The sequence below is a fragment of the Rhodococcus ruber genome (assembly GCF_027270735.1).
In the GTDB taxonomy this organism is placed as follows: domain Bacteria; phylum Actinomycetota; class Actinomycetes; order Mycobacteriales; family Mycobacteriaceae; genus Rhodococcoides; species Rhodococcoides rubrum_A.
Map to the genome: position 1 here is coordinate 489,714 of NZ_JAPWIJ010000001.1, position 26,224 is coordinate 515,937.

A 26,224-nucleotide genomic window follows, 5' to 3' on the forward strand; every position below is an offset into this window, starting at 1 on the left:
AGAACCAATGGCTGTACCTGCTGGTGTGACCAGTGGGGCCGCCGCAACCACCGCGGCCGGGGGCTCGTCCCCCGGCCGCGGTCGGCATGTGCGGTCCAAGAACAAGCGGTTCGGCCTGACGCAGGGTCGGGCCTGGCTGTTGATCGCACCGACGATGGTGATCCTCGCGATCGTCATCGTCTACCCGGTGATCCGAGCTCTGGTGATGTCCTTCTCCAAGGATCCCGGTCTCGATCCCACCACCGGCATGTTCGTCACCGGTGGATCTGCCGGCTTCGACAACTACACGCACTGGATTCTGCAGCAATGCACCTCGGCGTCGGGCACGTTGGTGCCCTGTCCGCCGGGAACGCTCGGTTCGCAGTTCTGGGGCGCGGTCGGCAACACGGCGTTCTTCACGGTCGTGACCGTGTCCATCGAGGTGGTCATCGGCTTCGGGATGGCCGTCATCATGGGCAAGACCTTCGCCGGCCGCGCATTGCTGCGCGCGGCGATCCTGATCCCCTGGGCGATCCCGACGGCGGTCACGGCCAAGCTCTGGTACTTCATTTTCGCGTACGACGGCATCGCCAATCGCATTCTGGGAACGAACATTCTGTGGACCGGTGACGCGTGGCCCGCTCGTTTCGCCGTCATCATCGCCGACGTATGGAAGACGACGCCATTCATGGCGCTGTTGATCCTGGCCGGGCTCCAGATGATTCCCGCCGACGTCTACGAGGCGGCCCGCGTCGACGGTGCGTCGGCGTGGCAGCGGTTCACCAAGATCACACTGCCGTTGGTCAAGCCCGCGTTGATGGTGGCAATTCTGTTCCGCACCATGGACGCGCTGCGTATGTACGACTTGCCGGCCATCCTCACCGAGGGCAATCCCGCGACGCGGACCATCTCGATTCTGGTGGTGGACCAGATTCGGCAGGGATTCAACAGCGCTGCGTCGTTGTCGACCATCTCGTTCATTTTCATATTCGTCGTGGCATTCATCCTGGTGAAGTTTCTCGGTGCCAATGCCGTTGCCACTCAGGATAATCAGCGTAAGGGGCCCGGCCGATGAAGCAGGCTCGCATCTATCTCGGTGTCGTCGTCATTCTCGTCTGGGGACTGGCACCGTTCTACTGGATGGTCGTCACCGCATTCCGCGACCCGCGCTACACCTTCGACACGACGCCGTGGCCGACGCACGTCACGTGGGAGAACTTCGAGAACGCGTTGTCGACGGCGAACGGCAACAACTTCCTGCGTGCGGTGGGCAACAGTCTGATCGTGGGCGGCGCGACCACACTGATCGCTTTGGTCATCGGCATCTTCACGGCATACGCGCTCTCGCGCATCGACTTTCGCTTCAAGTACGTGGTGACGGGCATCATCCTGGGTGCGTCGATGTTCCCCGTCGTCGCGTTGGTGACCCCGCTGTTCCAGTTCTTCACCAACATCGGCTGGATCGGCAGCTACCAGGCGATGGTCATCCCGAACATCTCGTTCGTCCTGCCGTTGACGATCTATACGCTGGCGGCGTTCTTCGCCGAATTGCCCTGGGAACTCGAAGAAGCCGCGCGGATCGACGGTGCTGGGCGATTCCAGGCATTCCGCCTGGTGATGCTTCCACTCGCCGCGCCTGCCTTGTTCACCACCGCGATTCTCGCGTTCATCGCCGCGGTGAACGAGTACCTGCTGGCCAGTCAGCTCTCGAGTGACAAGACCGAACCGGTGACCGTGGCCATCGCGCGGTTCACCGGCAACGATCCGCTGGTGGTGCCGTATGCCGCGATCATGGCCGCGGGCACCATCGTGGCGATTCCACTGGTGATCATGGTGCTGCTGTTCCAGCGCCGCATCATCTCCGGTCTGACGGCGGGCGGCGTCAAGTCGTGACGGCGCAGGACCACCTGCAGTTGTTGGCAGGCATTCTCGGGTTCTTCGCGCTGGTAGCTCTCGGTTTCGCCGTCGTCGGAATCGTCGGAGGTAATCCCGGCGTGGTTCCGTCCGTAGCGCTGCTTGGCTTGCTGGTCGCACTGTGGTTCACCGTCAAGAAGATTCGCTGAAACTCGTCGTCGCGATAGCCACCAGTTCGGCCAGTGCCGGACTCATCGCGCTGCGCCACACCAGGGCCAGCAATGCAGCGGTGTGTGAGTCGGTGAGCTCGATGGCGACGAGCCGGTCGTCGTAGAACTCGGCCATCGATCGGCTGAGAATCCCGACCCCCAAACCGCGGGCTGCGAGGTCGGCCACCGCGTCGGGTGCGCTGGCCTGCAACGTGATCGACGGTGACAGTCCTACACCGGCGCAGTCCCGGTCGAACACTGCACGGATCCCGGTGCCGGGCGGAAGGGCGATGATCGGGTGTTCGCATACCTGCGCCAACGTCGCTGTGTCCTGTGCTGCCAGAGGATGCTGCGGTGGAACGGCCGCAACGATCCGCTCGTCGATCACCACCATCGATGCCAATCCGTCCGGGGCCTGAGCTGCGACACCGACGAGTGCTATGTCCAGTTCTCCGGCGCGCACATCGGCCACCAGTCGGTCCGAGTTGTCCTCGTGGAGAGCAAGTTCGACGCCTGGGTGCGCCGAATGGAAGCGTGCCAATGCGTCGAACAGTTGTGGGACGGTGCAGGCGGTGACCATCCCGACGCGAAGCGAGCCGCGCAGAAGTCCGGCAACGTCGTCGACGGATTGCCTGACCGAGCCGGCGGCAGCCAGCGTCGCACGGGCTTGCGTCAGTGCGGCCTGGCCTGCGGTGGTCAATGTTGCTGTGCCACCTGACCTGTCGATCAACTCGGCACCGAGTTCGCGTTCGAGCGCTCGGATCTGGGCGCTGACGCCGGATTGGCTGATGTGCACTCTGGCTGCTGCGCGGGTGAAGTTTGCTTCTTCTGCGACGGCCACGAAGTATTCGAGCTGTCTCAGTTCCATTGCTGAACTCCAAGATTCGGACCTTCGCCGGCGTCGAGTCTCGCAACAGTGCGCTTCGGTGCGGTGACGCGATAGCTGCAGTCGATCAGCTCGGCGGCCTCGGCCCAGACGTCGTCGGTGGCCTTCTCCTTGCGGTCACTGCTGAGGTCGAATCCCACCCAGCCGGCCGGGCCGAGGTAGGCGGGGTGGAAGTAGCGAGGTTCGAGTTCGCAGGCGCGCTGCTCCTCGGCGCTCTCGCATTTGACCAGGATCGACAGGTCGTATTGATCGCCGCCTTTGACGCCACCGCCGAAGTAGACGAACACCGAGGCTGTGCGGAACGTCGGTCTGCCGTGGGAGATCTTCTCGGTCACGTCGGGATAGGCGAACGCCAGTGCCCGGACGCGTTCGAGGACCGGATGCTTGGAGGTGGGGTCGATGGCCACTTCAGAACCATAACCCGTGCGGCCCAGCAGCAGCTATGAGTAAAACTTCTGGGGATGATCGGAACCAACTGTTGGACTTCTGGCTCGGTGCGTTCGAGACTCGACGTCATGACACAGACACCGAAAGAAGTTGCAGCGACCTACTTCGAGGCCTGGAAGAGCAAGGACTTCGACACTCTGGCGTCGATCCTGCACGAGGACGCAACGTTTCTCGGGCCACTCGGCACAGCGGCAAACGGGGCCGAATGTGTGGCTGGATTGAAGGGAATGTCGCAGATCGTGACCGATGTCGACATAGCGCACGTCTTCGTGGACGGTCCGAATGTACTGACGTGGTTCGACCTGCACACGTCGATCGCACCGCCGGCCTCGACCGCGAACTGGCAGCGAATCGAGAACGGCAAAATCATGGAAATCAAGGTGACATTCGATCCGCGCGAGATCATCGCCGCGGGATAAGCGAACGCCCGCCGGCACTCGATGTGACATTTGGTGGCCCTTTCGGGGGTCAATGTCACGTTGAGTGGACCGGCGGGCGTCGGCGTCGCGGAGAATTACGCGTCGATGATGAACGCTTCGAGCTGCTCGCGAGCAACGTCGTCGGCCAGTTGCTTCGGCGGGCTCTTCATCAGGTAGGCGGAAGCCGGGATGACCGGTCCACCGATGCCGCGGTCGGCCGCGATCTTGGCGGCGCGGACTGCGTCGATGATGACGCCGGCGGAGTTGGGCGAGTCCCATACTTCGAGCTTGTACTCGAGGTTGAGGGGAACGTCACCGAAGGCGCGGCCTTCGAGACGGACGTAGGCCCACTTGCGGTCGTCGAGCCAGCCGACGTGGTCCGACGGTCCGATGTGGACGTCCTTGGCGTTGAACTCCTTCTGGAGGTTCGACGTCACGGCCTGGGTCTTGGAGATCTTCTTCGACTCGAGGCGAGTGCGCTCGAGCATGTTGAGGAAGTCCATGTTGCCACCGACGTTGAGCTGCATGGTGCGGTCGAGCTGCACGCCGCGGTCCTCGAACAGCTTCGCCATGACGCGGTGGGTGATGGTGGCACCGACCTGGCTCTTGATGTCGTCGCCGACGATGGGAACGCCTGCGTCCTCGAACTTCTTGGCCCAGACGGGATCGCTGGCGATGAAGACGGGCAGTGCGTTGACGAAGGCGACGCCTGCGTCGATGGATGCCTGTGCGTAGAACTTGTCGGCTTCTTCGGATCCCACGGGAAGGTAGGACACGAGCACGTCCACCTTGGCGTCACGAAGGGCCTGTGCCACGTCGACGGGCTCGGCGTCGGAGATCTCGATGGTCTCGGAGTAGTACTTGCCGATGCCGTCGAGGGTCGGTCCGCGCAGGACGCTGACGGTGCTCGGGGGTACGTCGGCGATCTTGATGGTGTTGTTCTCGCTGGCGAAGATGGCCTCGGAGAGATCGAAGCCGACCTTCTTGGCGTCCACGTCGAACGCGGCGACGAACTCGACGTCGCGGACGTGGTACTTGCCGAACATGACGTGCATGAGGCCGGGAACGGTGGCGTTCTCGTCCGCGTCCTTGTAGTACTCGACACCCTGGACCAGGGATGAGGCGCAGTTGCCCACACCCACAATGGCCACGCGGATTGCGTTGTTGTTCTCACCCATGGTCGGGCTCTCCTTCTGTCTTGACCGTCCGGTTCGGTGCTGTGTGGGACGGTGCTGGGTTGGGGCCGGCCTGCTCGGCTGCGATGACTTCGTTGAGCCAGCGCACCTCACGTTCACTCGATTCGAGACCGAGTTGATGGAGCTGCCGGGTGTAGCGGTCGAGTGTTCCGTTCGCCTTGGCAACTGCGTCGCGAAGTCCTTCGCGACGCTCCTCGACCTGGCGTCGTCTGCCTTCGAGAATGCGGACTCTAGCTTCGGCTGGGGTTCGACTGAAGAAGGCAAGATGTACACCGAATCCGTCGTCGGTGTAGTTCTGCGGTCCGGTGTCGGCCACCAGTTCGGAAAATCGTTCCCTGCCGAGTGGGGTGAGCACGTACACCCGCTTTGCCCGTCTTTTCACGAGCAATTCGGGACCGGCGTCCTCGGTGATGAGGCCGTCGGTTTGGAGTCGACGGAGCGCCGGGTACAGCGATCCGTACGAAAACGCTCGAAAAGCTCCGAGTAGGCCGGTGAGCCGCTTGCGGAGCTCGTAGCCGTGCATGGGTGATTCGAGAAGCAAACCGAGAATTGCGAGCTCGAGCATGCAACTCCCCTTCCTCGAATACAACGACACAACACGGCGATGCGATTGACTGCACTATCGAATAATGTATCGCGCCGATACATTGAAAGACAAGGGCGGTGCCGAAGTATCGGTCAGCGATGCCGCACAGACCGTGGACTTCACGGCCGGCGTGACGACATCGATCGACGCCAGACGAACCCACGAACGTATGGTGCGACGCATGACCCCGTCCACGGCGAACCAGGGCGGACGGGACGCACTGGGCACTCGATGGGTCGGCTGCGATCAGCTGACCGCACACGTCTCTGTGGTGCAGTGTTGTGTTCCGTCTTCGCTCTGTTGGCGTGATCGAACACGGGCCGAATGATCGGTTCAGCGAACCGGTGCCACCATGAGCACCGCGTCCACTCGGTACTCGCCCCACTGCTGCGCAGCGGTCCCGATTCGGTGCCAGCCTCGCCTGTCGTAGAAGCCGAGGGCGGCGCTACTCGGATCGACCAGCAGCACTGGTACGCGGCCCGCGTCGCATGCCGCTCGGACAGCGTGAGCGAGCAGCGTCGTTCCGCTGCCCGGTACGGAGCCGTCGGTGACCAAGCGTGAGACGACAGTGAGTCGATCGGCCGCGACGCCCGTTGCTCGCTGCCATTGCTCGCTCGCGTCGTCCATACCGGGATCCTGTCCGGGTGTTGCCGTCGGATGCAGCGCGATGTGTCCGACGACGGCGTCGTGATGCTCCACTACCCAGGCTTCGAGTTCGTTCGGTGCGGCAAGCCAGTCCGCTCGTACCGCTGCTGCGCGCACGGGATAGCGATGCGTCGAGTGCGAACGTTGCAGGATGGGTAGGAGGGCGCTCAGGTCGTCGTCCCGTCGGGGTCGCACGCGGATTCCCGATGTGGCGAACATGTGAACGAGTGTAGGGACGGGGATCGGCAGAGATCGGGCAGCGAGGCCTACGTCGACGAATGCGAGCCGAGTCGAGCGGTCACCGACCCATTCCGCGCAGTGCCGCCATCTGTCGGCCGAAGTGCGAGAGACGGTACAGCACGGACTTGCCGTGCCGAGAGCTCTCGACCAGGCCGTTGTCGCGTAGCACTCGAAGGTGCTGGGACACCGCGCTCGGAGTGACGGAGAAGCGCTGGGCAAGCTCGGACGTAGATGCGGGCTCGCTGAGTGCGAGAAGAAGGTCGGCCTTGACTCCTCCCACCAAAGCGGCGAGCGCGTGATGCGAATGCGGTGGTGTGTATTCCGCGAAGAGCGTCCCCGTTCCACGTGCCGGATACGACAGCCAGGAGTGGCCGGGTGACGTGGGATTCCAGATTGCCGACACGTTCTTCGTGAAAATCGACGGGGTGAGCACCAACCCGCGCTCGTCCGGTGAGCCGTCGGCAGATGTCGACGTGGTCAGGTGCACGGCCAGCTGTCCATCGTCCTGCCACTCGATTGCGTCGCCGAGATTGTCGAAGAGTCCTGCTGCGCCGCGTTGCGCGAACTCTCTTCCACGAAAAGTGACGTCCGACTCCAGAACCCGCCCGATCGCCGACCAGTGGGGTGCGATCGCAGCGCGGTAGTAGTCGTACAGGGCGTCGGCGATGATGTGTGCGGCGCCCTGCGGGTCGTCTGCCACGCCGGCCAAGGCGGGCGGCGGAGGGCTGCCCTCGAACAGGCGGGCCAGGTCGCGTGCGACCTCTATCGGCTCGGAGCGTGCAATGAGCTCACATTCCTCTTCGACGCTTCGACTGCCCCGAGCGGGAAGGGGTGTGATGAAGTCCGGGATTCTTGCCCGCGAGGGGGATACGAGTGCGCGTATCAGGTCGGAGTTGTATTCGTGCGCGACCTCTCGAGCGTGCCGGTGCCAGGCGGTCAGGTGCATCCTGCCCTGCGGCCCGAGCACCAAGGCCCACAAGCTCAACGCCGTTTCGGTCATCGCCGAGTACGCCAGCCGTACGCGAGCCAGGTCGTCGACGCCGAGCCGATAGGTGATCATCGTGCTGCGACGCTAGACCGACGTCGCGCGATGCCGCAAGAGTTGGCGGTGGTCGGGCCTCGACCGACGTAAGGCGTCGACCACGCGGGTCAGAAGCCGCGGGCAGCGAGCGATCGGATCGATCTGCTCCGCCCTCGCCGCGTCGTGCAAGTCCGCGATCCGTGCGTAGACGAGCGCGGCGGGTGGGTCGGCGGTCAGGTGGTGGAACGTTCGGAACGTGTTCATGCCGTTCACTGAACGCCGAGGGGTGACAGGCAGGGAATCGATTTAGAGGGCACCTACATCGTCGGAAAGCCTCGGGCGGGAGCGACGGTACGTGAAGACCGCAGGTATTACCTGTAGATCGCGATCGGGTTGCCGGCGAAGTCGAAGATGATGCGGCTGCTGTCGGCGGTGCGGAATTCGATCTCCGGTCTCTCTTGGTTGTCGATGGTGAGGTTGTTCACCACGGCATTCGGGTTCCCGAGTGATTCGGGAACTCCGGCAAGCAAGTTGGCCACGAGCGTGTGGTCGATCGTCGTCCAGTCGAAAGTCCCCGCGTCGTTCAGGCTGGACGACGAGTACAGCCTGGGCTCGAAGCCGCCGCTGACGCTCACATCCTCGACGGCACGGTCGGCGTCGAAGCGGTAGATGTCGGCGCGTTCGTCGCTGAAGCGGATGCTCACCGAGATCACTTCCGAGGACTTGTACTGATCGAGGTAGCGCGCTCGGAAGTCGTCGAGACCGGCGGCGGTGTCGAACACGAAGGGCCGCGCGACAATCGGCGTCACACCGTCGGCCACCTCGACGGCAGACGTCGGGGTCGCGGACGTGGGCTCTGCGCCCTGGACGGGCTCGTCGTCGGTGCGAGAGTCGAGCAGGATCACGGTCAATCCGACGGCGACGACGATGACGGCGAGAAGCGCATACAGCACCCGGCGCTTGGGTTCGTAGTGCCGCGGCGGCGGTTCCGGCAGGTCGACGTCGCTTTGCAGGTCGTCGGTCAGAGCGCGGAGATCGCTGAGTGTGACTGCAGCGCGGGCCCTTTCGATGCGAAGTCGATGTTCTTCGTAGGTCATCTGGCCGTCGGAGTACGCCCCGTCCAGTGCGGTTGCTGTCGTGGCGCGATCGATGTCCCGCGCTCGTTTGCTCGAGTATTCCGCCATGGTCGGCCCCTAGCCCTCCGGATCGAACGGTTTGACGGAGGTGAAACGCCCGTCGAGATCAGTTGTGAGATAACCATTTTCACCGAGTTCATTGCTCGCATACACCGAGACTTGGGGGCCACCGCCGAAGTCGTGCACCAGAAGGTAGACGGTATCGACCCGGGTGAGGTTCAAGCTGACGCTCGCGCCGGCGATCACGCCTGCGACGACGGGCAGGTCGACCATCCCGATGTCGACGGTGCGCGTGGAGGGAGTGCGCGTGGACGGAGTGCCGAAGTCGTCCATCGACCCGTCGCGGTAGATCGAGTCGGTGTAGAGAAGTGGACGGTCGCGAACGGCATGGGTGTAGATGACGTAGTCCGGGTAGACACTGAGGTCGTCGAGCACCGTTGTGCCGAGTTCTTCGCGTGCAACCGACACGACCCGTTCGAGACCCTCGAGTTCGAGGAACCCCGCCGGGCCGAACTGGTGGCGAGGGTCGTCGGCCACCGCGCAGGAGCGAATGCCGAACGTCAGGGCCACGATGGCACCGATCAACGGCACGACCACGGTCAGTAGCCCGAGCCGGCGTCCGCGTCGCCCGGGCACGGTGACGCTCTTCCACGGGGCCATCTCAGCGAGATCGGTCTCGCCCTGCAGGTCATCGATGAGCCGGTGAAGATCGCCCAGCGTGGTCGCTCTCATGGCCGTTGCAACCCGCGCAGAGTGTTCGGTATCGGTCAGCTGCCCTTCGTCGCGGGCTCGATCGAGGGTTGCGCACGCGTCGGTGCGATCTGCATCTCTCGCCCGTTTGGAGGGGGCAGATCGCATCGGCACAGGTGGAGCATAGTTTCTCGGGCCTGAAACGCGAGCTGCTCGTCGCCGAGGCGGGGGTTCGCAGGTCCCCACCGGAGGGGGCGCACGTACTCTGGTCCTCGTGCGACTTCAGCGACAGGTGGTGGACTACGCCCTTCAGCGTCGGTCGCTGCTGGCCGAGGTCTACTCCGGTAGGACGGGTGTCGCAGCGGTCTGCGACGCAGATCCGTACCTGCTCCGCGCTGCCAAGTTCCACGGTCGGGGCAGTGATGTGGTGTGTCCCATCTGCCGCAAAGAGCAGCTCACTTTGGTGTCCTGGGTTTTCGGTGAGAAGCTCGGTGCGCTGTCCGGGTCGGCGCGAACGGCCGACGAACTCGTCCGGCTCGCTGCGACCCAGGAGGAATTCTCGGTCCACGTGGTCGAGGTGTGCCGCTCGTGCAGCTGGAACCACCTCGTTCAGTCCTATGTCCTCGGGGCAGTCCCCGCACCCAAGCAACCCCGTCGTCCGCGATCGGGTTCCCGCCAACCGAACCGTCGTACCGCGAGTGAGTGACACAATCGCTCGGCTGATGCTTTTTCGCGAGAGGTCGACGCGGCCGCCGAAATTACTGGAGATCTGTACGTGAGTTCCCCCTACGACAACAACCCGGGTAACAACGCACCTGGCCGTAGCGACTCCGGACGGCGTCCCGACGTGCCGGGGCCCCCGCGCGGCAGCAGGCATTCGGATCCGCCCGGGCGTCGCCCGGTGCCTCCCCCCGGGCAGCGTCCGACGCCTCCCCCCGGGCAGCGTCCGACGCCTGCGCCCGGGCAGCGCCCGATGCCGCCGCAGGGTCGGCCACCGTTGCCTCCCCCCGGGCAACGTCCCGGACCTCCTCCGGGACAGCGCCCGGGACCGCCACCCGGTCAGCGACCGATGCCGCCGCAGGGCAGACCACCCATGCCGCCGCCCGGTCAGCGCCCCGGCCCTCCGCCGGGTCAGCGACCGATGCCGCCGCAGGGCAGGCCACCGATGCCGCCGCCCGGTCAGCGTCCGGGACCAGCGTCCGGCCAGCGTCCCTTACCGCCTCAGGGTCGGCCCCCCGGTGAACGCCGCTACGGGGAGCCGCCGGTCACCCCTGCTGCGCGCTCTGCAGTGGGGCCGGCATCCGCTGCGGCCGGAGTCACCCGATCGGGATCCGTCCCGCCGCCACACGAACCGAACGATCCATCAGCTCGCTCCTCGGGCAGTGAACCGCCTGAGCCCCCCGAAAGAGGTCCCGCCGCGAAAACGAAGAAGAAGTCCAAGTGGCGGGTCGTTCGACGCACGATGTACGCGTTGATCGCCTTGGGTCTTATCGTGCCGATTTTGGCGTTCATGGTGGCGTACACGCTGGTGGACGTCCCGCAGCCCGGTGACCTCAGAACCAACCAGGTCGCCACGATCTTCGCCTCCGACGGTTCGAGTGTGCTCGGCAAGGTGGTGCCCCCCGAGGGCAACCGGACCGATGTGACGATCGACCAGATCCCCGAGCATGTACGCAACGCCGTGCTCTCGGCCGAGGACCGCGATTTCTACTCCAACCCCGGATTCTCGGTCACCGGATTCGGCCGAGCTCTGCGAGACAACGTGCTCGGACGCGACAGTGCAGGCGGCGGTTCCACGATCACCCAGCAGTACGTGAAGAACGCTTTGGTCGGTAACGATCGGACGCTGACGCGCAAGATGCGCGAGCTGGTCATTTCTTCCAAGATGGCGCGGCAGTGGTCCAAGGACGACATTCTCGCGGCCTATCTGAACACCATCTACTTCGGTCGTGGCGCGTACGGCATCGCAGCGGCGTCGACGGCGTATTTCGGTAAGTCCGTCGATCAGCTCTCGGTCGAAGAAGGTGCCGTGCTGGCGGCGACGATTCAGCAGCCCTCCGGTCTGGATCCCGAGTTCAACCCCACGGGTGCTCAGTCGCGTTGGAACTACGTGCTCGACGGCATGGTGTCGCAGGGCCAGCTCGACGCGACCCAGCGGGCCGCGATGCAGTATCCGCCATGGATCCCCAGCTCCCAGGTGGACTCCGGCGATGCGGACGACGCGGGTCCCAACGGACTGATCAAGGCCCAGGTGCTGCGCGAGTTGTCCGCTGCCGGGGTCAGTGAGCAGGACCTCAACACCGAGGGTCTGCAGATCACCACTACGATCGATCCGAGGGCGCAGGCAGCTGCGGTCGAGGCTGTGGACAACAACCTCGAAGGCGAGCCGTCGGAACTGCGGACGGCATCGGTGTCGATCGATCCGCGCAGTGGCGCGGTCCGTTCGTACTACGGCGGCGCGGACGGGCGCGGATTCGACTTCGCGCAATCGGGCCTGCAGACCGGATCCTCGTTCAAGGTGTTCGGCCTCGCCGCTGCTCTGGACCAGGGCATTCCGCTGTCGAAGATGTACGACAGCTCCTCGCTCGACGTCAACGGCATCCAGATCAGCAACGTCGAGGGCGAATCCTGCGGTACGTGCACCATCGCCGAGGCCCTCAAGCGGTCGCTCAACACGAGCTTCTACCGCATGATGCTGGGCATGGACAACGGCCCGCAGGCCATCGCGGACATGGCCCACAAGCTCGGCATCCCGCAGGAAATCGAGGGCGTCGGCCCCACGTTGACCGAGCCCGACAACGCGGGCCCGAACTACGGAATCGTGCTCGGCCAGTATCAGTCTCGGGTCCTCGATATGGCCTCTGCCTACGCGACACTCGCAGCGTCCGGCGTTTATCACACCCCGCACTTCGTGCAGAAGGTCGTCACGGCCGATGGCACGGTGTTGCTCGATCGTGCACCCGAGGCCGGTCAGCAGGTGGTCTCGGCGGCGGTCGCGGACAACGTGACCTCGGCGATGCGTCCGATCGCCGGGTATTCCAACGGCCACAACCTCGCGGGCGGTCGTCAGTCGGCGGCCAAGACCGGTACCGCGCAGCTCGGTGACACCGGTCAGAACAAGGACGCGTGGATGGTCGGCTACACCCCGTCGCTGTCGACGGCGGTGTGGGTCGGTACCGAACAGGGACTGCCCCTCGAGAACAGTTACGGCGGTCCGATCTACGGATCGGGCATACCGTCGGACATCTGGAAGGCGACGATGGACGGGACACTGGAGGGCACGTCGAACGAGACGTTCCCGACGCCCGAGGCCATCGCCGGTCAGGCAGGCGTTCCGCAGTACTCGGCACCCGCTCCGACCACCACGGTGGCACCGTCCGCTCCGCCGCAGGTGACATTGCCGATTCCTACGGAAATCTCCCCGCCGGTCGTCATCACTCCACGGCAGGTCGAAATTCTGCCCGGCGTAACGATCCCGCTGCCCGGATTGGCACCGGCCCAGCCGGCACCTGCACCGGCAGCGCCCGAACCGGCTACACCCGGGCAGTAGCGACTTCACCGGTGACGACCGAACCCGACCGCAAGGGTCGAGCATTGGCGAGCCCCGGTCGCCTCGACTCGGCGAGCGCGACGGATCGAGACCTACCCAGGAGCGCAGCGGGCCGAGATTTACCAAGTCGGACCGATCCGATGACCGAGGAACTGTCTTCGGTCATCGGTGGACCGGTCGGACGACACGCGGTGATCGGACGGCAGCGGTGGTTCACCGCCCTGCGGGTGATTCTGCTGCTGGCGGTGGTCTTTCTGTGCTTCGGTTGGTTCGCGAAGGCGGCGTGCATTCAGCAGGCTCCGGTAGGCCCCAACGGTGAACTCGGACTGGATTGGAGTGGCAGCCGGCAGTACGTGGCAATGTGCTACTCGGACACCGTGCCGCTGTACGGTGCGGAGCGACTCGACCAAGGTGCATTTCCGTACAAGAAGTCGTGGGAAGAAACCAAGGCCGACGGCTCGACCCAGGTTCGGTACATGGAGTACCCGGTGCTCGCTGGGCTGTATCAGTACGGCTCGATGGTCGTCGGAAAGATGTGGAACTCACTGAGTTTCCTTCCTCAGGCCCTGCCCGTCGTCGTGTACTTCAACGTCGTAGCCCTGGGTCTGGCGGTCGCCTGGCTGGTCACCGTGTGGGCCACGGCAATAGCTGCTGGACGGCGAATCTGGGACGCGGCCCTGGTGGCTGCGTCGCCGCTCGTGATCGTGCACGGTTTCACCAATTTCGACGCTCTGGCAGCGGCTTTTGCGCTCACCGGTCTGTTGGCATGGGCCAAGAAGCGGCCGGTACTCGCCGGTGTGCTGATCGGACTGGGCGGTGCCACCAAGCTCTACCCCCTGTTGTTCCTCGGTCCGCTGTTGGTGCTGTGTTGGCGCACCGGACGGATGCGGGAGTGGGGCCTGACTGCGAGCGCCGCGATCGGAGCTTGGCTGGCCGTCAATCTTCCTCTTGCGCTGCTGTATCCGTCGGGGTGGTACGAGTTCTTCCGGCTGAATTCCGAGCGCGGAGCCGATCCGGATTCGCTGTACAACGTGGTCACCTCGTTCACCGGCTGGCCCGGTTTCGACGGTCCGCTGTACGCAGGTGCCAAGCCCCTGATCCTCAATGCTGTGACGCTGGTGCTGTTCGCCATCGTGTGTGCGGTGATCGCCTACATCGGCACTACCGCCCCGGTACGGCCGCGGCTCGCGCAGTTGGTGTTCCTGGTAGTGGCCGGCTTTCTGCTCACCAACAAGGTGTGGAGCCCGCAGTATTCGCTGTGGCTGGTTCCACTGGCCGTACTGGCACTACCGCATCGCCGAATACTGTTGGCATGGATGACAATCGACGCGTTCGTCTGGTTCCCCCGGATGTATTACTACCTGGGCGTGGAGAACAAGGGCGTGCCCGAGCAGTGGTTCACCGCAGCCGTAGTGGTGCGCGATATCGCCGTGATCGGGTTGTGCGCGTTGATTATTCGACAGATCTACCGGCCGTCCGAAGACCTCATTCGAAACGGCAGCGCCGTCGACCCGCTCGGTGGCGTTCTCGACGGCGCTGCAGATCGGACCATTGCACACCGGACTGTGGCCCGCAACGTCACATATAGCGGCCGAGCTGTTTGACGGCCTCACCGGCATGCTTGGCCTGAATGCCGTCACCGATGGCCTGTAGTTTCCACTCGCTGCCCTGGCGATACACCTTGGCCATCACCAAGCCGGTGAACGGCATGCCGCCCTGCAGGGTGAAGCGCGCCAGCTCGGTGTTGGTCGTGTTGTCCACCAGGCGGCAGAATGCGTTGGCTACCTGCTCGAACGTCTGGCCACGGTACGAGGTGACGGTGAAGACGATGCCCGTGACGTGCTGGGGCACCTTCGTCAGGTCGACCACGATGACCTCGTCGTCCCCCTCACCCTCACCGGTGAGGTTGTCGCCCTGGTGCACGATCGAGCCGTCCTTGGCTTTGAGCTGACCGTAGTAGACGACATCGTTGACGTTGCGGTCCGCCAGCATGATCGCGGATGCGTCCAGGTCGATGTTCGCGGCGCGGCCTCCGCCGCCGAAGAGGCCGCCCTTCTTCGGAGTGGTCACCGGGTCCCAGCCCAGCCCCATGCGAATGACCGTCAGGGCCACGCCGCCGTCCTTGCGGAGAGTGACCTTCTGACCCTTGGTGAGGCTGACGGGCTTGGCCTTGGTGAGGCTGACTTCCGGAGCCTCGGCGCGGACCGGTGCAGCGGGAGGTGCGGGCGGCGCAGCGGGAGGCGGCGGTGTGGTGGGAGGCGGTGGAGTGGCGGGAGCGGGAGGAGGCGTCGGTGCAGGAGCCGGGGCGTCGTCCACGGACACACCGTGATCGGTCACCAATGCAGCGAACCCACCCGCGTAACCCTGCCCGACGGCCCGAACCTTCCAACTTCCCTGACGGCGATAGATCTCGAGTGCGATCACGATCGATTCCGAGCTCAACCCGTCGATCATGTACTCGTACAACACGTTTCCGGCCGTGTCGCTGACCCTCGCGACGGGAGCGGTGGATCGACCGAAGTTGCTCGACGCGTCGTCGAGGGTGATGACCGCGCGGATCTGTTCGATGTCGGTGGGGACTGCGGCGAGCGAGACTGCCAGGCGGGCCGGACCGCCCTGGCCGGGCTCGAGGCGTACGCCGGGGCCGGTGGGCTGGTTGAAGAACACGAAATCTGCGTCGGTTCGCACCTTTCCGGCGTCGGTGACCAGCAGTGCGGACAGGTCCGCGGGTACGGCCAACGCGATGGAGACGATGACGTCACCGACGGTGAGGGGGCCGTTCTGACCCTTGGACAACGGTTGACCGGCCGGAGCAGACAATGTGATGGACTCTCTCTCGAAGTGCTGGTTACCGTCATCCAATGTACTTGTTCGATTTGTCCGACTGGTGCGGCTGAGCGGAGGTCAGATCTGGCGGAGGGTGAACAGGTCACCGGGCGTGCAGCCGAGGACGCGGCACACAGCGGTGAGCGTCGAGAATCGGATGGCCTTGGCCCGGTCGTTCTTGAGCACCGAGAGATTCACGACGCTGACTCCGGCCAGACGCGAGAGCTCGGCAAGCGTCATGCCGCGGGCGTCGAGAATCTTGCCCAGATGGCAGACGACGAGATGGTCGACGAACTCCTCCGCCATCAGACCAGACCATCGGCATCGCGAGCGAGCTTGGAGCCTTGCCGAAGGACTGCGTAGACGAATTGCAGGACAAGTGCCACGATCACGGCCAGCCAGAATGCGCCAAGGCTCCGTGCAGTATCAGTGACCTCGGTTGTCTCGAGCGCGCCCTGGATTGCGTTGGTACTCATCACTCGAAGGCCTCCGGTGATCATCGGATACATCACCAGGCATACGGCGACCACGACCAGATCGATGCTGGCACCGACGCTGAACGGGGTTTCCTTGATGACATTGTCGAAGAAGCGGTACGCGAAGAAGATCCCGACGAGAACGACGACCCCACCGGCCACGATCTCGCCATACCTCATGAAGTCGATCATCCCGATGAGTCTCTGGACATCGCTCTTGGCCACGCTGAGCTCGATGACGTTCCCTGACTGCAACTGTCCACCGAACAGGTCGAGAGTCGGCACGCCTTCCCGTGGCGTGACGGTGGCGCTGACGTAGTCCGACGCGTGGTATTGCCACAGCCTCCATCCCGACCACGCGACGGCGATTGCCGCGTACAGCGCCATCGCCCATTTGTTGGCCCGTGCCGAGCCGAGTCCGTATGCCATCTCGACGCCTCCATATCGATAGTCGATAACAACGAATATCGATAACCTATCGCTTATCGATAGGGTGTCAAGGGGTGACCGGTATTACCGTCGCAGCGCGACCGCCATGTGGTGACCGATCTCCGACGCCAATCCGGCGGTATCGGCCGGCAAGATGTCGATGGTGTCCTCGGAGTAGACGATGTATCGACCGTCCCGCTCGAAGTCCATCCAGAAGAACGCGACTGCATCGGTGTCGTGTCGGTTGTCGTAGGTTCGACCGCGCGCGACGATGACCTCTCCGACCGCAGATCGCGGGCGGTCGAAGAACGTCCGAAACTGCTCGTCCGCGGTGGCCCCTCGGGTCGCGGTAGACAGATGCCTCCCTCCCGATGTCTCTGTGGCAGTGGAACGTTCGAGTCGCATCGTCGGTCGTCGGCCTGCCGCATTGGCTGGAATGGATCCGAGAACTCGGGCAGGTGCCTGGGCAGGGCTGGTCAACGTGATCGTGACGGCACCACCCGAGGAGGCGTCGGGTCCCGGCTGCTGGGTGAGCACCGCGGCGACATCGTGGCGCACCGCCGCGTGTGCACGGATGGTTCCGCGGCGGGGATCGCGTGTGTCGCCCCGACATTCGATGCGAACAACAGGGTCGACGAGGGTGCGAACAGCCGCCCCGAGGTCGTCGTCCATCAGGGCATCGATTCTCGCCGAGGCCTCCCGGCGCAGCAGTTGGTACCGGTCCTCGGTGTCGACGTCGACGGTGACTGCCAGTGGGTACGGCAGGCGGTCTCGTCCGAATCGACTGCAGAGCAGCATGAAATCGATGCCGTTCATGGTCCAGCTCGTCATCCTCAGCCGCCGAGTACCGGTGGTGCGACCAAAGGCAGATCACCGATCAGTTCACTACCGTTGCTGACGTCCACCAGGTAGCCGGGAGTCGCGTGGTCGGTGTCGTTGTCGCCGGATCCCCTCGCGCCTCCTGCCCCCATTCCGCCCATTCCCGGCATGCCGTGCGCTCCCGCGCGGCCGGCCGCCGTCGCAGCTGCGCTGCCCGGACCACCGGTACCGGTCGTCGCGCCGCCCGTCCCGCCGCCGATCGGAGGGCCGAGAACCGAGCCGCCGTAGCCCGATCCTGCACCGGAACTGCCTCCGGATCCGCCTGCGTATCCCACACCGCCGCCGTAGCCCGGACCGCTTGATCCTGCGAATCCGCTACTGCCCGGTCCTGTTCCGCCGTAGCCGGGACCCGCGCCGACCCCGGAACCCGCACCACCGCCGGAAGCGCCCGGCCCGGTGGCCGATGCGGCACGCGTTTCACCGGAATTGTCGGCCGGGGGAAGGGAATCCGAACCGGCCGACCCGGCCTGCTCGGCCGGGGTACCGGTCCGAACTGACTCGGCAGCATCGGTGCCGCCGGATTGCGCCTGTGTTGCAGCCGTCCGGGCTGCCGAATTTGCTGAATCCGCGCCACTGGCGCCGGAGGTCGACCCGATACCGACCCCTCCGACCCCCGCAGAGTTGCCGAGTCCCCAGCCGCCGCTCGAACCGCCACCGTCAGCGACCGGATTGTGGGCTGCCGGCAGTACCGGAACGTTGCTATCGGATTGCACCACGCCGGGTACGTAGACCGAGCGCATGATTCGCCGTGCTTCGTCCTGCTGCTCTTCCCGAGCGGACGCCGCGTCTTTCGTGGCGAAGGGAATGGGAAGCAGCGAACCGATCAGCGTGCTCTCGGCCGAGCCGATCACCGGGGGCATCTTCGACACCGTTTGCGTGAATCCTGCGTGCGCCTCGAGCAGCTTGTTGCTGATCAGACTCATCGAGGTGGACAACGCGTTCGCAGAAGAGACGTAATCGCCCACGCCGCCGCGCACGGCGTCGGCCGTCGGCCCCGACCAGCCCGCAGCCAGGGCGGCGTCGACCCCGGACCGAAAGCCGTCGGATCCGGCGGTTGCGGCAGCGGCCAAATCGTTCCAGTTCATGGACGAGGTCTCGATGGTTCCCACAGCCAGAGAGTTGACGTCGGCCGCGATCTGTTCATGCGACATGACCTCGAACGGTTCGGTGATCACCACCTCGTTCGGTTCGTACTCACCCCGGTAGTCGAAGGCCCCGTTCGCTTTCTCGAATGCCTCTCCCAGCATGGTTCCGATGAGCTCGGGGCCCACCGGTGCCACGAAGATATTGGTGACGATGTCTTCGATCGCCGCCTCGAGCTCTGCACGCGGATCCGCCATACCCACCCCTTGCCCGACGTCTTCTCTCCCCGACGACCAGTTAGACGCGGCGCGCGGCGGTTCGGTTCCGTAGCCACTCGAGAATTTCCTCGCTGGCCCGGACGCCCGAGGAATCGGTGACCGTCAACCCGGGGCGGGTGAACCCCAGCAGCTCCAGTTCGCCGTGCCGCGGCCGGATCGCGGCGTCGGCGGCGATGAGCATCTCCGCGTCGAGTGCGCCGTCACCTGCGGCGAAGACTCGGGCATCGGCGTCGAGGGTGTCGTCCTGAATCAGCCTGGAACGAACCTCGGCCACCGCGGAGCTCTTGCACACCGCGTTGGGCATCGTGTAGATCTTGCGCCCCTGCTGCGAGACGTTCCAGTCCCGCGCGGCGCACCACTGCGACCACTCCGCGACGAAGTCCTCCGGCACAGCCGTCGTGTCTACGACGAGATAGCAGAACAGCCCGTCGGCCTCGCGGTACTTGAGGACCCAATCCTCGGAGACCCGCGATCTCAACTCTGCGCCAATGCGCGCCAGATCCAACTCGAACCCGTTGCGCCAGTGCATGTCCGGTTCGCCGTCGACGAGAATGTTGCCGCCGTTGCTGGTGATGGCGTACCGCCACGGGGCCCCTGGGAGTGCGATCCGGCGGAACTGCTCGATGGTACGTGTTGTGGTCGGCACGACCACAACACTCTCGCTCAACTCGCGCAGCAGAGAGATCGAACGAGAAGACATGTACGACAACGGCTTTCCCTCGTACACCTCCACGCACTCGAAAGCGTCGTCCAGTGGGACCTCGAGTGCACCCTCGGAGAAGATCATCGTACGGTCGAGATCCACGGCGACGAGAGCGGTCACGACGCCTCCCCGCTCGACACGTTCTTGATCAAACCCATGCACGAGTAGGCGAGGTCGGGGACCACGTCCACCGGGACTCCTCTGGCCGCAGCCAGCATCCTGATGTGTTCGTGCTCGGGCGCATCGGCGTCCCGCACCAGTACCCGCCACGGAACGCGGCGCAGCAGCACCCGGGTGGTTTCACCGACCCCGGGCTTGACGAAATTGACGTGTGAGATGCCGTACTCCGCGCGGACCTTCTCGACCGAAGCCCAACCGGACCAGGTGGGTGTTCGGTCGGAACCGAGCACCGTTGCCACCGAGGCACCGACCTCGTCCCGGACTTCGTCGAAACGCGCAGCCACGGTGTCGAGCAAGTGGCGGGAGACGTCGTCGGGTGCGAGATCGGCGTAGTACTTCGCGCCGTGGAAGTCCCCGGGCCGAATCAGGCTGTCGTTGAGCACGGTCCGTGAAACCAAGCCCGAGACAGTCGAGTTCAGGCACGCCGACGCGATGAGGAAGTCGTCTCGGGTGCCGTACGTGCGAGCGCAGTTGCCCGGATCGGCGAGCACGGCCAGATCGTCGTCGAACTCGGCTCCGGGAAAGTCGCGGAGTGCTGCGGTGAGTTCGCGGGCGATCGCGCCCTTGCCCGTCCAGCCGTCGACGAACACCACCGACCGCGAGTCGTGATGGTCGGCAAGGTATCGCAGGGCCACGGCGTCGATGCCTCGATCACGCACGATCGAGACGGCGTAGTGCGGAATCTCGACACCGTGAGCAGCAAATGCCCAGCGACGCATCAGGATTCCGACGGGGGTGCCCGCGCGAGCGAGTGATGCGAGGGCGATGTCGTGTCCGCGCTCGGCCAGGACGACCTCGGTGACGGTACCGACGGCGACGGCCAGTCGTGCTGCGCTCTCCTGCAACACCTTCTCGAACAGTTCACGGTAGGCGAGATCCGGTTGGTATTCGACCGGAAGCGACTCGGCGTAATGTGCCGTGCCGGCCTGAATCGCCTTCTCGCGCTCGTCGACTTCGGCTTCCAACGAGACCGACGAGAGGTCCTTGAGCAGCCAGGTGACTTCTTCTGCTGCATAGGAACCGAATTCGGGTCCTCGAAGCGGTCGCGCCCGCCGAGCGACCTCGAGCGCTGTCGGGTCTGCACCCGTGAGGACGACGAGCACGACGTCGGCGCCCGACGCGGCGAGAGTCTCGGCCGCGGCCGCCAGGGCATCTGTGTCTGCGGGGGCGTCGGCAACCAGGATCAACGTCGCGTCGTCCGGTGCAGATGCGTTGTAGAGGTAACGCAGAGCAGATTCGTCCTCGGGGGCGGTGAACTCGAAGCCGCGCCGCAATGGGTAGCCGGGCACGTCCGCCACGTATGCAGGCGATCGGGTGGTGGTCTGGAACAGCGCGGTGTGTCCCCGCTTCTGCAGCGTCGCCGCCAGCCGGAGAGGTAGGTACATCAGCTCCTCGTGGCCGATCACCACCAACGACTTCGAGTCGGCCAGCGCAGCATCGACGGTGGCTGCAAGGGCGTCGATCGCGAGGTCGAAACCGGCCGCGTCGGATCGCAGAAACCCGTGCCGTCCGCCGTCGGGCAGTGTCGCCGGCCACTGCGCGTCGACCCGATGCACCGAACCGGGCCGAGCAGCAACGGGATTGAACGTCGGGTCGGGGAGGGCGAGCACCGTCTCCACCAATCCAGGGGCGAGCTCCACCGATCCCTGAGCGAGACTCACGTTGTCGATCCGGATGCCGAGTTCGGTGGCCACCGCCGAGGCTGCAGCGAGATGCTCGGCGGTACGCATGTCGACCAGGGATGCGATGACGTAGTGCCTGCGTCCGGCCGACGAATGAATCTGCCGCAACGCATCCAGTGCCGTCGCTCCGGTCGAGATCTCGTCGTCCACCAGGATCAACGGCAGATCGCCGTCGAGAAGATCGGGCGATGTCGGCATCAGCAGGTGGTCGGTGGCGTGCGAGTGACCCTCCTCGAACTCGCCGTGCACGGTCATCCCTGGAACGGTGCGCCGAGTCGAATGCAGGTAGCAGTGTGCACCCAGGGCAGTCGCAACGGTGTGCCCCAATCCGGTTGCAGTCTCGGCGAATCCGAGAACGTCGACATCGGACCCGTCCACTGCGGCGGAGACGAGAGCAGCCAGCTCCTCGCCGGCCGAGACGACGACGTCGGGATCGACGGGGATGTGCTTGCCGAGCACGGTCGAGACCAGCAAGTGGGCACGCCGGGGGTTGCGCCGCAGACCGGGCCGAACCAACTGCGTGGCAGCCCAGGACGACGACGAGCCGGTATCGGTCAAGGTGATGCCGTCGGCCGGATTGTGGTTCATCGCTGCGCCAGCGCGGTCAGTAGGTCCACGAACGTGATTCCTTCGTTGGTGACGCCGAACGCCTTGGCGCGCAGCACCGTCTGCTTTGCCCAATTACGGTGTGGACCAAGTTCGTTCATCTTGTTCCGGTAGCCGGACGCCTGCACGCCACCCTGGTCGGACGAGAGGATGTCGAGTGCATCGTGATACTCCTCGTGCGTCACCGCGGACAACGCGTGAACGGCGGGGACGTGCGAGGGATGAATGACGGTCTTGCCCTGGATTCCGTTGGCCCGGTCGAGAGCAACCTCGCGCAGGAGCGCGTCGAGGTCACTGCTGACCAGTTGCTGGCGGAAGCGGACGGCGTCCTGGTCGACGAAGGGCGTCTGCCGTAGCAACGGACGGAACATGCGTTCGTGGTCTGCGAAGTACTCCCACACCGGGCCGGTGATGACGTATCCGGATCCGTCGTAGCGGCCGAGATGGTTGACGATCGCACTGATAACGTCGGCGACGACGCGGACGTCGTAGATCGTCAGGTCGCGGTCGCGTCGGATGCCGAAGGTGCCGCACATGTCGGTGGCTCCGATGCGGACGGCCAGCACTGTGTCGCGGTAGGTCCCGAGCAGCTCACGGATGGCAACGAGTTCCACGTCTCGAGTCTCGCGGTGTACCACCTCCGGCGATTCGAGGACGGGCATCGCGAACAGGCGGGTGCCATGTGAATGGGACGCCGCGACGATCTCGTCGAGGAACTCGGCTCCGCGTGCCGCCGTGAACTTCGGCACGACGAATCCGGCGAGCCCGCCCGCGCCCTGGGTGAGGCCGGCGCAGATGGTTCGGATGTGCTCGGGGGTGCGCGCCCGGACGAACACGAGCGAACTCGTCCCCGAGAGTTCGTTCAGAGTTCGGACGGCGTTCGCCAACGCTTCGTCCAGATCATGATCTGCGACAGCGTCTTCGAGATCGATGACGATGGACCGCACGCCCTCGTCGGTGCGCTTGTTCACCGTCGCGGTCAGGTCGGGGCGTGTTGCCGGGATGTACAGCGTGGCTCCGAGAGCTGTTGCCACGACATCGTTTCCGTCGCTCGTCTCGATGTCTTCCGGCTGCCGGAAGAAGACTCGTGCACGGGTGTCTGCGTCGAGATGGCGAAAGTGTTGCACCACTGTCCTTCGTGTGAATGTGATCAGTGCGAGCTGCGCATGCGTTCGATCACGCCTGCGATGAAGTCCGAAATGGTATCCAGATCCTGCAGATATGACCAGTAGTCGGGATGGGTACCCGTCAGCGCTGTGCTCGCCCTGTCGATCCGGGCGAGCTGAGCATCCAACACCGAGCCCCATTCGGCAACCAGGCCACGATTGATCGCGAGTTGTTGAGCGTCACGAAGTTTGAACCGCACTTTGTTCTCGGTCTCTTTCGGATCGGTCTTCACCGCGCGCAGCAGACGAACTCGGTCGGTGACCGCGTCGACCAGATGTTCGGCATCGCTCAGGTGTTGACGCGCCTGGGTCACCAGATCCAGAGACTGTTCGGGGTTACCTGCGTCGAGCGCCGAACGCGCCGCCCGCAGATCCTCGTCCGCCTGCTCGATGTGTCGTGCACTCGACCGTTCGTTACGCGAGAGATCCGCCGAGCTCTTGGCGTTGAACTCGCGTAGCAGGCTCGAGAAGGCCGGTGCGATGCCCTCGGATCGCGTTCGGACGGCTTCGATTCGGGTGCGTACCGAGGACAGCGCGGTCCTTGCCTCCTGAAGTCGTCCGGGGGCCGACTCCACTGCCGCACGTAAAGCTGCGGCTCGTTCGCGAACCTGTGCGGCGCTCTCGCGTGCGCGCAGCGGATCGCGCTGGTTGCTCTGCAATTGTGTTGTTGCCGAATCGAGTTCGCGCCACGCCAGACGTAGTGACGGGTACCCGGCGTACTGCTCGTCGACGGTGGCTCGGGCGGCATCGGCCTCGGTCAGTGCGTCCTGCACCAGGCGCGGTGTGGCCGCGAATTGGGCGGAGGCCTGCTCGAGGGCGCCGCGATGGGCGTCGTAGAACCTGTCGACGGCCGCGCTGGCGTCGTGCAGTGATCGGGTCGCGTTGTCGAATGCCGATCTGGCGGCAGCCGTGGTGATTCCGTCGAATTGATCGGTTGCGGTGAGGTAGGCGGCCCCGGCGTCGAAGCACTGCTTCTCGGTGTCGGCCCATCGGGCGGCGAGTCTGTCCTCCGGGCGCAAGGCGGTGGAGGCCTCGACGCCTGCCGATGCGATGGACTGGCGCTTGTCCATATCGAGGAAGGCGGCGACGGCGTTGTCCTGGGATCGGCGCGCGGAGGCGTCGGATTCGGGTCCTCTGCGGAACACCCCAGGCCAGCGACTTGTCACCTGCTCGATAGTACTGACGGGAACCCTGGCGATGTCGCAGTCGTTGGCGGAGTACGTCCAAGAACCGGACATTCCCACTACGGTTGTACCCGTAACGGGAAACCATTTGCGAAAGGACCTCTCCATGGGCGTCAGCCTCAGCAAGGGTGGCAATGTCTCGCTCACCAAAGCAGCTCCGAACCTCACCGCAGTGGTGGTCGGACTCGGGTGGGACATCCGCACGACGACCGGTACCGACTTCGATCTCGATGCCAGCGCCATCGCGCTGAACTCGACGAAGAAGGCCCTCAGCGACGGACACTTCGTGTTCTTCAACAACTTGAAGTCTCCCGACGGCTCCATCGAGCACACCGGAGACAACACCACGGGTGAGGGCGACGGAGACGACGAGCAGATCAAGGTCGATCTCGCCGCTGTGCCGCCGGAGATCGAGACCATCACCTTCCCCGTGTCGATCTACGATGCGGACGCTCGCTCGCAGTCGTTCGGTCAGGTGCGCAACGCGTTCATCCGCGTCATCAACCAGGCCGACAACTCCGAGCTCGCCCGCTACGACCTCAGCGAGGATGCCTCGACCGAGACCGCCATGGTCTTCGGTGAGCTCTACCGAAACGGCGCGGAGTGGAAGTTCCGCGCAGTCGGTCAGGGCTACGCATCCGGCCTCGCGGGCATCGCCCGTGACTTCGGAGTAAACGTCTAGTCAAGACTCTCCCAAGATTGGGGATACCCCCGCATCATCATTCATGATGGGCGGGGGTTTTTCCGTATTTGTCTCGAGAAAGGCCACACCTGTGGTTGTGAAGATCTTCGGATGGTCGATCGCGGTCACCATCGTCTCTGTCATCGTGGCCTTCCTCTACGGCGGGATAGAGGCGATGATCCTCGTCCTCATCCTCGGCGTACTCGAGGTGTCCCTGTCCTTCGACAATGCCGTCATCAACGCCACCGTGCTGCGACGGATGAGCGAGTTCTGGCAGAAGATCTTCCTCACCATCGGCATCGTCATCGCCGTGTTCGGTATGCGGCTGCTGTTCCCGCTGGTGATCGTCTGGGCTGCGTCGGGCCTCGGTCCGGTCGCCGCCATCGACCTGGCGCTCAACCCGCCCGCCGACGGTGCCGCGACCTTCCCGGACGGGTCACCCAGCTACGAGACGCTCCTCACCGACGCGCACCCGCAGATCGCGGCGTTCGGCGGCATGTTCCTGCTGATGCTCTTCCTCGGCTTCATCTTCGAGGATCGCGAGATCACCTGGTTGAGCTGGTTGGAGAAGCCCCTTGCCCGAATCGGTCGTCTCGATCAGCTCTCCGTCGTCGTTGCCGGCTTGCTGCTGGTCCTGAGCGCTGAATTCCTCGCCGACGACGACAAGATCTCCACTGTCATGGTCTCCGGCGTGCTCGGCATGATCACGTACATCGCGGTGAACGGTCTGGGCGAGTTGTTCCACGTCGAAGAAGAGGGCGAGGAGTCCTCGGGTGGACCCAGCGAACTGGCCAAGGCGACGGGTAAGGCCGGCTTCTTCCTGTTCCTCTACCTCGAAGTGCTCGACGCGTCCTTCTCGTTCGACGGCGTCATCGGTGCCTTTGCCATCACTGCGGACCCGATCATCATTGCGCTCGGCCTGGGCTTCATCGGTGCGATGTTCGTCCGGTCCATCACGGTGTTCCTCGTGCGCAAGGGCACGTTGTCCGATTACGTGTACCTCGAGCACGGCGCGCACTGGGCGATCGGCGCGTTGTCGGTCATTCTGCTGGTGTCGATCGGCGTACACATCAACGAGCTGATCACCGGCTTCGTGGGCATCCTGTTCATCGGAGCTGCTCTGCTGAGCAGTATCCGACGCAACAAGCGCCTCGAAAAAGAAGGCGTGGACACCGCAGTCAGCGTCTGATCT

General features: G+C 64.6%; 29 protein-coding genes. 10 read left to right on the forward strand and 19 right to left on the reverse strand.

Annotated features, from left to right (window positions below; genetic code table 11):
- Positions 1 to 7 precede the first annotated feature (7 nt).
- Genes O4220_RS02280 through O4220_RS02290 form a run of 3 tightly spaced genes read left to right on the forward strand, consistent with a single transcriptional unit; the run spans position 8 to position 2,042 of the window.
- The gene (locus O4220_RS02280; RefSeq protein WP_269601934.1) at positions 8 to 1,054 is read left to right on the forward strand and encodes a carbohydrate ABC transporter permease; all 1,047 of its coding nucleotides are present in this window, start codon (positions 8 to 10) and stop codon (positions 1,052 to 1,054) included.
- Positions 1,051 to 1,872 carry a carbohydrate ABC transporter permease gene (locus O4220_RS02285; protein WP_032367661.1) on the forward strand — a complete coding sequence of 274 codons (822 nt, stop codon included), beginning with the start codon at positions 1,051 to 1,053 and terminating at the stop codon, positions 1,870 to 1,872. The genes O4220_RS02280 and O4220_RS02285 overlap by 4 nt, the downstream gene beginning before the upstream one ends.
- Entirely contained in the window at positions 1,869 to 2,042 is a 174-nt protein-coding gene (locus O4220_RS02290) for a hypothetical protein (protein WP_269601937.1), read from the forward strand. Before O4220_RS02285 ends, O4220_RS02290 begins: the two co-directional genes overlap by 4 nt.
- Here O4220_RS02290 and O4220_RS02295 read toward each other — a convergent pair.
- Both O4220_RS02295 and O4220_RS02300 read right to left on the reverse strand, forming a co-directional pair.
- The gene (locus O4220_RS02295; protein ID WP_269601938.1) at positions 2,026 to 2,910 is read right to left on the reverse strand and encodes a LysR family transcriptional regulator; all 885 of its coding nucleotides are present in this window, start codon (positions 2,908 to 2,910) and stop codon (positions 2,026 to 2,028) included. The two genes, O4220_RS02290 and O4220_RS02295, sit on opposite strands and share 17 nt — an antisense overlap.
- Positions 2,901 to 3,335: an MmcQ/YjbR family DNA-binding protein gene (locus tag O4220_RS02300; RefSeq protein WP_269601939.1), complete on the reverse strand. Its 435-nt coding sequence runs from the start codon at positions 3,333 to 3,335 to the stop codon at positions 2,901 to 2,903. Before O4220_RS02300 ends, O4220_RS02295 begins: the two co-directional genes overlap by 10 nt.
- 108 nt (positions 3,336 to 3,443) lie before the next feature.
- On the opposite strand from O4220_RS02300, the gene O4220_RS02305 reads away from it, so the two are divergent.
- Entirely contained in the window at positions 3,444 to 3,794 is a 351-nt protein-coding gene (locus O4220_RS02305) for a nuclear transport factor 2 family protein (protein ID WP_269601940.1), read from the forward strand.
- Between the two features lie 95 nt (positions 3,795 to 3,889).
- Here O4220_RS02305 and O4220_RS02310 read toward each other — a convergent pair whose 3' ends face one another.
- Both O4220_RS02310 and O4220_RS02315 read right to left on the reverse strand, forming a co-directional pair.
- Positions 3,890 to 4,972 (reverse strand): inositol-3-phosphate synthase, encoded by a 1,083-nt coding sequence (locus tag O4220_RS02310; protein WP_269601941.1) that lies wholly within the window; start codon positions 4,970 to 4,972, stop codon positions 3,890 to 3,892.
- Complete coding sequence (locus O4220_RS02315; RefSeq protein ID WP_269601943.1) at positions 4,965 to 5,555, reverse strand: PadR family transcriptional regulator; 591 nt, start codon at positions 5,553 to 5,555, stop codon at positions 4,965 to 4,967. The genes O4220_RS02310 and O4220_RS02315 overlap by 8 nt, the downstream gene beginning before the upstream one ends.
- A 64-nt stretch (positions 5,556 to 5,619) precedes the next feature.
- On the opposite strand from O4220_RS02315, the gene O4220_RS02320 reads away from it, so the two are divergent.
- The gene (locus O4220_RS02320; protein ID WP_269601944.1) at positions 5,620 to 5,904 is read left to right on the forward strand and encodes a hypothetical protein; all 285 of its coding nucleotides are present in this window, start codon (positions 5,620 to 5,622) and stop codon (positions 5,902 to 5,904) included.
- Positions 5,905 to 5,909: 5 nt separating this feature from the next.
- Here O4220_RS02320 and O4220_RS02325 read toward each other — a convergent pair whose 3' ends face one another.
- From O4220_RS02325 to O4220_RS02345, 5 genes are all read right to left on the reverse strand, one after another.
- Positions 5,910 to 6,440: a GNAT family N-acetyltransferase gene (locus O4220_RS02325; RefSeq protein WP_269601945.1), complete on the reverse strand. Its 531-nt coding sequence runs from the start codon at positions 6,438 to 6,440 to the stop codon at positions 5,910 to 5,912.
- A gap of 79 nt (positions 6,441 to 6,519) precedes the next feature.
- Entirely contained in the window at positions 6,520 to 7,521 is a 1,002-nt protein-coding gene (locus tag O4220_RS02330) for an ArsR/SmtB family transcription factor (RefSeq protein ID WP_269601946.1), read from the reverse strand.
- A gap of 12 nt (positions 7,522 to 7,533) precedes the next feature.
- Positions 7,534 to 7,746 (reverse strand): hypothetical protein, encoded by a 213-nt coding sequence (locus O4220_RS02335; RefSeq protein ID WP_269601947.1) that lies wholly within the window; start codon positions 7,744 to 7,746, stop codon positions 7,534 to 7,536.
- A 107-nt stretch (positions 7,747 to 7,853) separates the two neighbouring features.
- Entirely contained in the window at positions 7,854 to 8,666 is an 813-nt protein-coding gene (locus O4220_RS02340) for a DUF1707 SHOCT-like domain-containing protein (RefSeq protein WP_269601948.1), read from the reverse strand.
- A 9-nt stretch (positions 8,667 to 8,675) separates the two neighbouring features.
- Entirely contained in the window at positions 8,676 to 9,476 is an 801-nt protein-coding gene (locus O4220_RS02345) for a DUF1707 SHOCT-like domain-containing protein (protein ID WP_269601950.1), read from the reverse strand.
- Between the two features lie 106 nt (positions 9,477 to 9,582).
- Here O4220_RS02345 and O4220_RS02350 point away from each other — a divergent pair, with 106 nt between their 5' ends.
- Positions 9,583 to 10,014 carry a DUF5318 domain-containing protein gene (locus O4220_RS02350; RefSeq protein ID WP_170944655.1) on the forward strand — a complete coding sequence of 144 codons (432 nt, stop codon included), beginning with the start codon at positions 9,583 to 9,585 and terminating at the stop codon, positions 10,012 to 10,014.
- 542 nt (positions 10,015 to 10,556) lie between these two features.
- Here the strand turns inward: O4220_RS02350 and O4220_RS02355 are convergent.
- Entirely contained in the window at positions 10,557 to 10,820 is a 264-nt protein-coding gene (locus O4220_RS02355) for a hypothetical protein (RefSeq protein WP_269602256.1), read from the reverse strand.
- On the opposite strand from O4220_RS02355, the gene O4220_RS02360 reads away from it, so the two are divergent.
- Entirely contained in the window at positions 10,771 to 12,858 is a 2,088-nt protein-coding gene (locus O4220_RS02360; RefSeq protein ID WP_269602243.1) for a transglycosylase domain-containing protein, read from the forward strand. The genes O4220_RS02355 and O4220_RS02360 overlap by 50 nt on opposite strands.
- A 140-nt stretch (positions 12,859 to 12,998) precedes the next feature.
- The gene (locus tag O4220_RS02365) at positions 12,999 to 14,462 is read left to right on the forward strand and encodes a glycosyltransferase family 87 protein (protein WP_269601951.1); all 1,464 of its coding nucleotides are present in this window, start codon (positions 12,999 to 13,001) and stop codon (positions 14,460 to 14,462) included.
- Here the strand turns inward: O4220_RS02365 and O4220_RS02370 are convergent.
- The 9 genes from O4220_RS02370 to O4220_RS02410 all read right to left on the reverse strand — a co-directional run bounded on the left by O4220_RS02370 (position 14,437) and on the right by O4220_RS02410 (position 24,236).
- Positions 14,437 to 15,678, reverse strand: a complete 1,242-nt coding sequence (locus O4220_RS02370; protein WP_269601952.1) for a TerD family protein — start codon at positions 15,676 to 15,678, stop codon at positions 14,437 to 14,439. The genes O4220_RS02365 and O4220_RS02370 overlap by 26 nt on opposite strands.
- Positions 15,679 to 15,762: 84 nt before the next feature.
- Positions 15,763 to 15,990 carry a helix-turn-helix domain-containing protein gene (locus O4220_RS02375; RefSeq protein WP_269601953.1) on the reverse strand — a complete coding sequence of 76 codons (228 nt, stop codon included), beginning with the start codon at positions 15,988 to 15,990 and terminating at the stop codon, positions 15,763 to 15,765.
- Entirely contained in the window at positions 15,990 to 16,589 is a 600-nt protein-coding gene (locus O4220_RS02380; RefSeq protein WP_269601954.1) for a DUF2975 domain-containing protein, read from the reverse strand. Before O4220_RS02380 ends, O4220_RS02375 begins: the two co-directional genes overlap by 1 nt.
- A gap of 84 nt (positions 16,590 to 16,673) precedes the next feature.
- Entirely contained in the window at positions 16,674 to 17,405 is a 732-nt protein-coding gene (locus O4220_RS02385) for an ESX secretion-associated protein EspG (protein ID WP_269601955.1), read from the reverse strand.
- A gap of 17 nt (positions 17,406 to 17,422) precedes the next feature.
- Entirely contained in the window at positions 17,423 to 18,808 is a 1,386-nt protein-coding gene (locus tag O4220_RS02390; RefSeq protein ID WP_269601956.1) for a hypothetical protein, read from the reverse strand.
- A gap of 40 nt (positions 18,809 to 18,848) precedes the next feature.
- Positions 18,849 to 19,652, reverse strand: coding sequence for an HAD family hydrolase (locus O4220_RS02395; RefSeq protein ID WP_269601957.1), 804 nt, complete (start codon positions 19,650 to 19,652; stop codon positions 18,849 to 18,851).
- Complete coding sequence (locus tag O4220_RS02400; protein ID WP_269601958.1) at positions 19,649 to 21,982, reverse strand: phosphoribosyltransferase; 2,334 nt, start codon at positions 21,980 to 21,982, stop codon at positions 19,649 to 19,651. Before O4220_RS02400 ends, O4220_RS02395 begins: the two co-directional genes overlap by 4 nt.
- Entirely contained in the window at positions 21,979 to 23,127 is a 1,149-nt protein-coding gene (locus O4220_RS02405) for an HpcH/HpaI aldolase/citrate lyase family protein (RefSeq protein ID WP_269601959.1), read from the reverse strand. Before O4220_RS02405 ends, O4220_RS02400 begins: the two co-directional genes overlap by 4 nt.
- A gap of 23 nt (positions 23,128 to 23,150) precedes the next feature.
- The gene (locus O4220_RS02410; RefSeq protein ID WP_269602244.1) at positions 23,151 to 24,236 is read right to left on the reverse strand and encodes a hypothetical protein; all 1,086 of its coding nucleotides are present in this window, start codon (positions 24,234 to 24,236) and stop codon (positions 23,151 to 23,153) included.
- Positions 24,237 to 24,456: 220 nt separating this feature from the next.
- Here O4220_RS02410 and O4220_RS02415 point away from each other — a divergent pair, with 220 nt between their 5' ends.
- A complete protein-coding gene (locus tag O4220_RS02415; protein ID WP_027495074.1) occupies positions 24,457 to 25,032 on the forward strand; it encodes a TerD family protein in 576 nt (191 codons plus the stop codon).
- A gap of 91 nt (positions 25,033 to 25,123) precedes the next feature.
- Positions 25,124 to 26,221, forward strand: coding sequence for a DUF475 domain-containing protein (locus O4220_RS02420; protein ID WP_269601960.1), 1,098 nt, complete (start codon positions 25,124 to 25,126; stop codon positions 26,219 to 26,221).
- Positions 26,222 to 26,224: the final 3 nt, after the last annotated feature.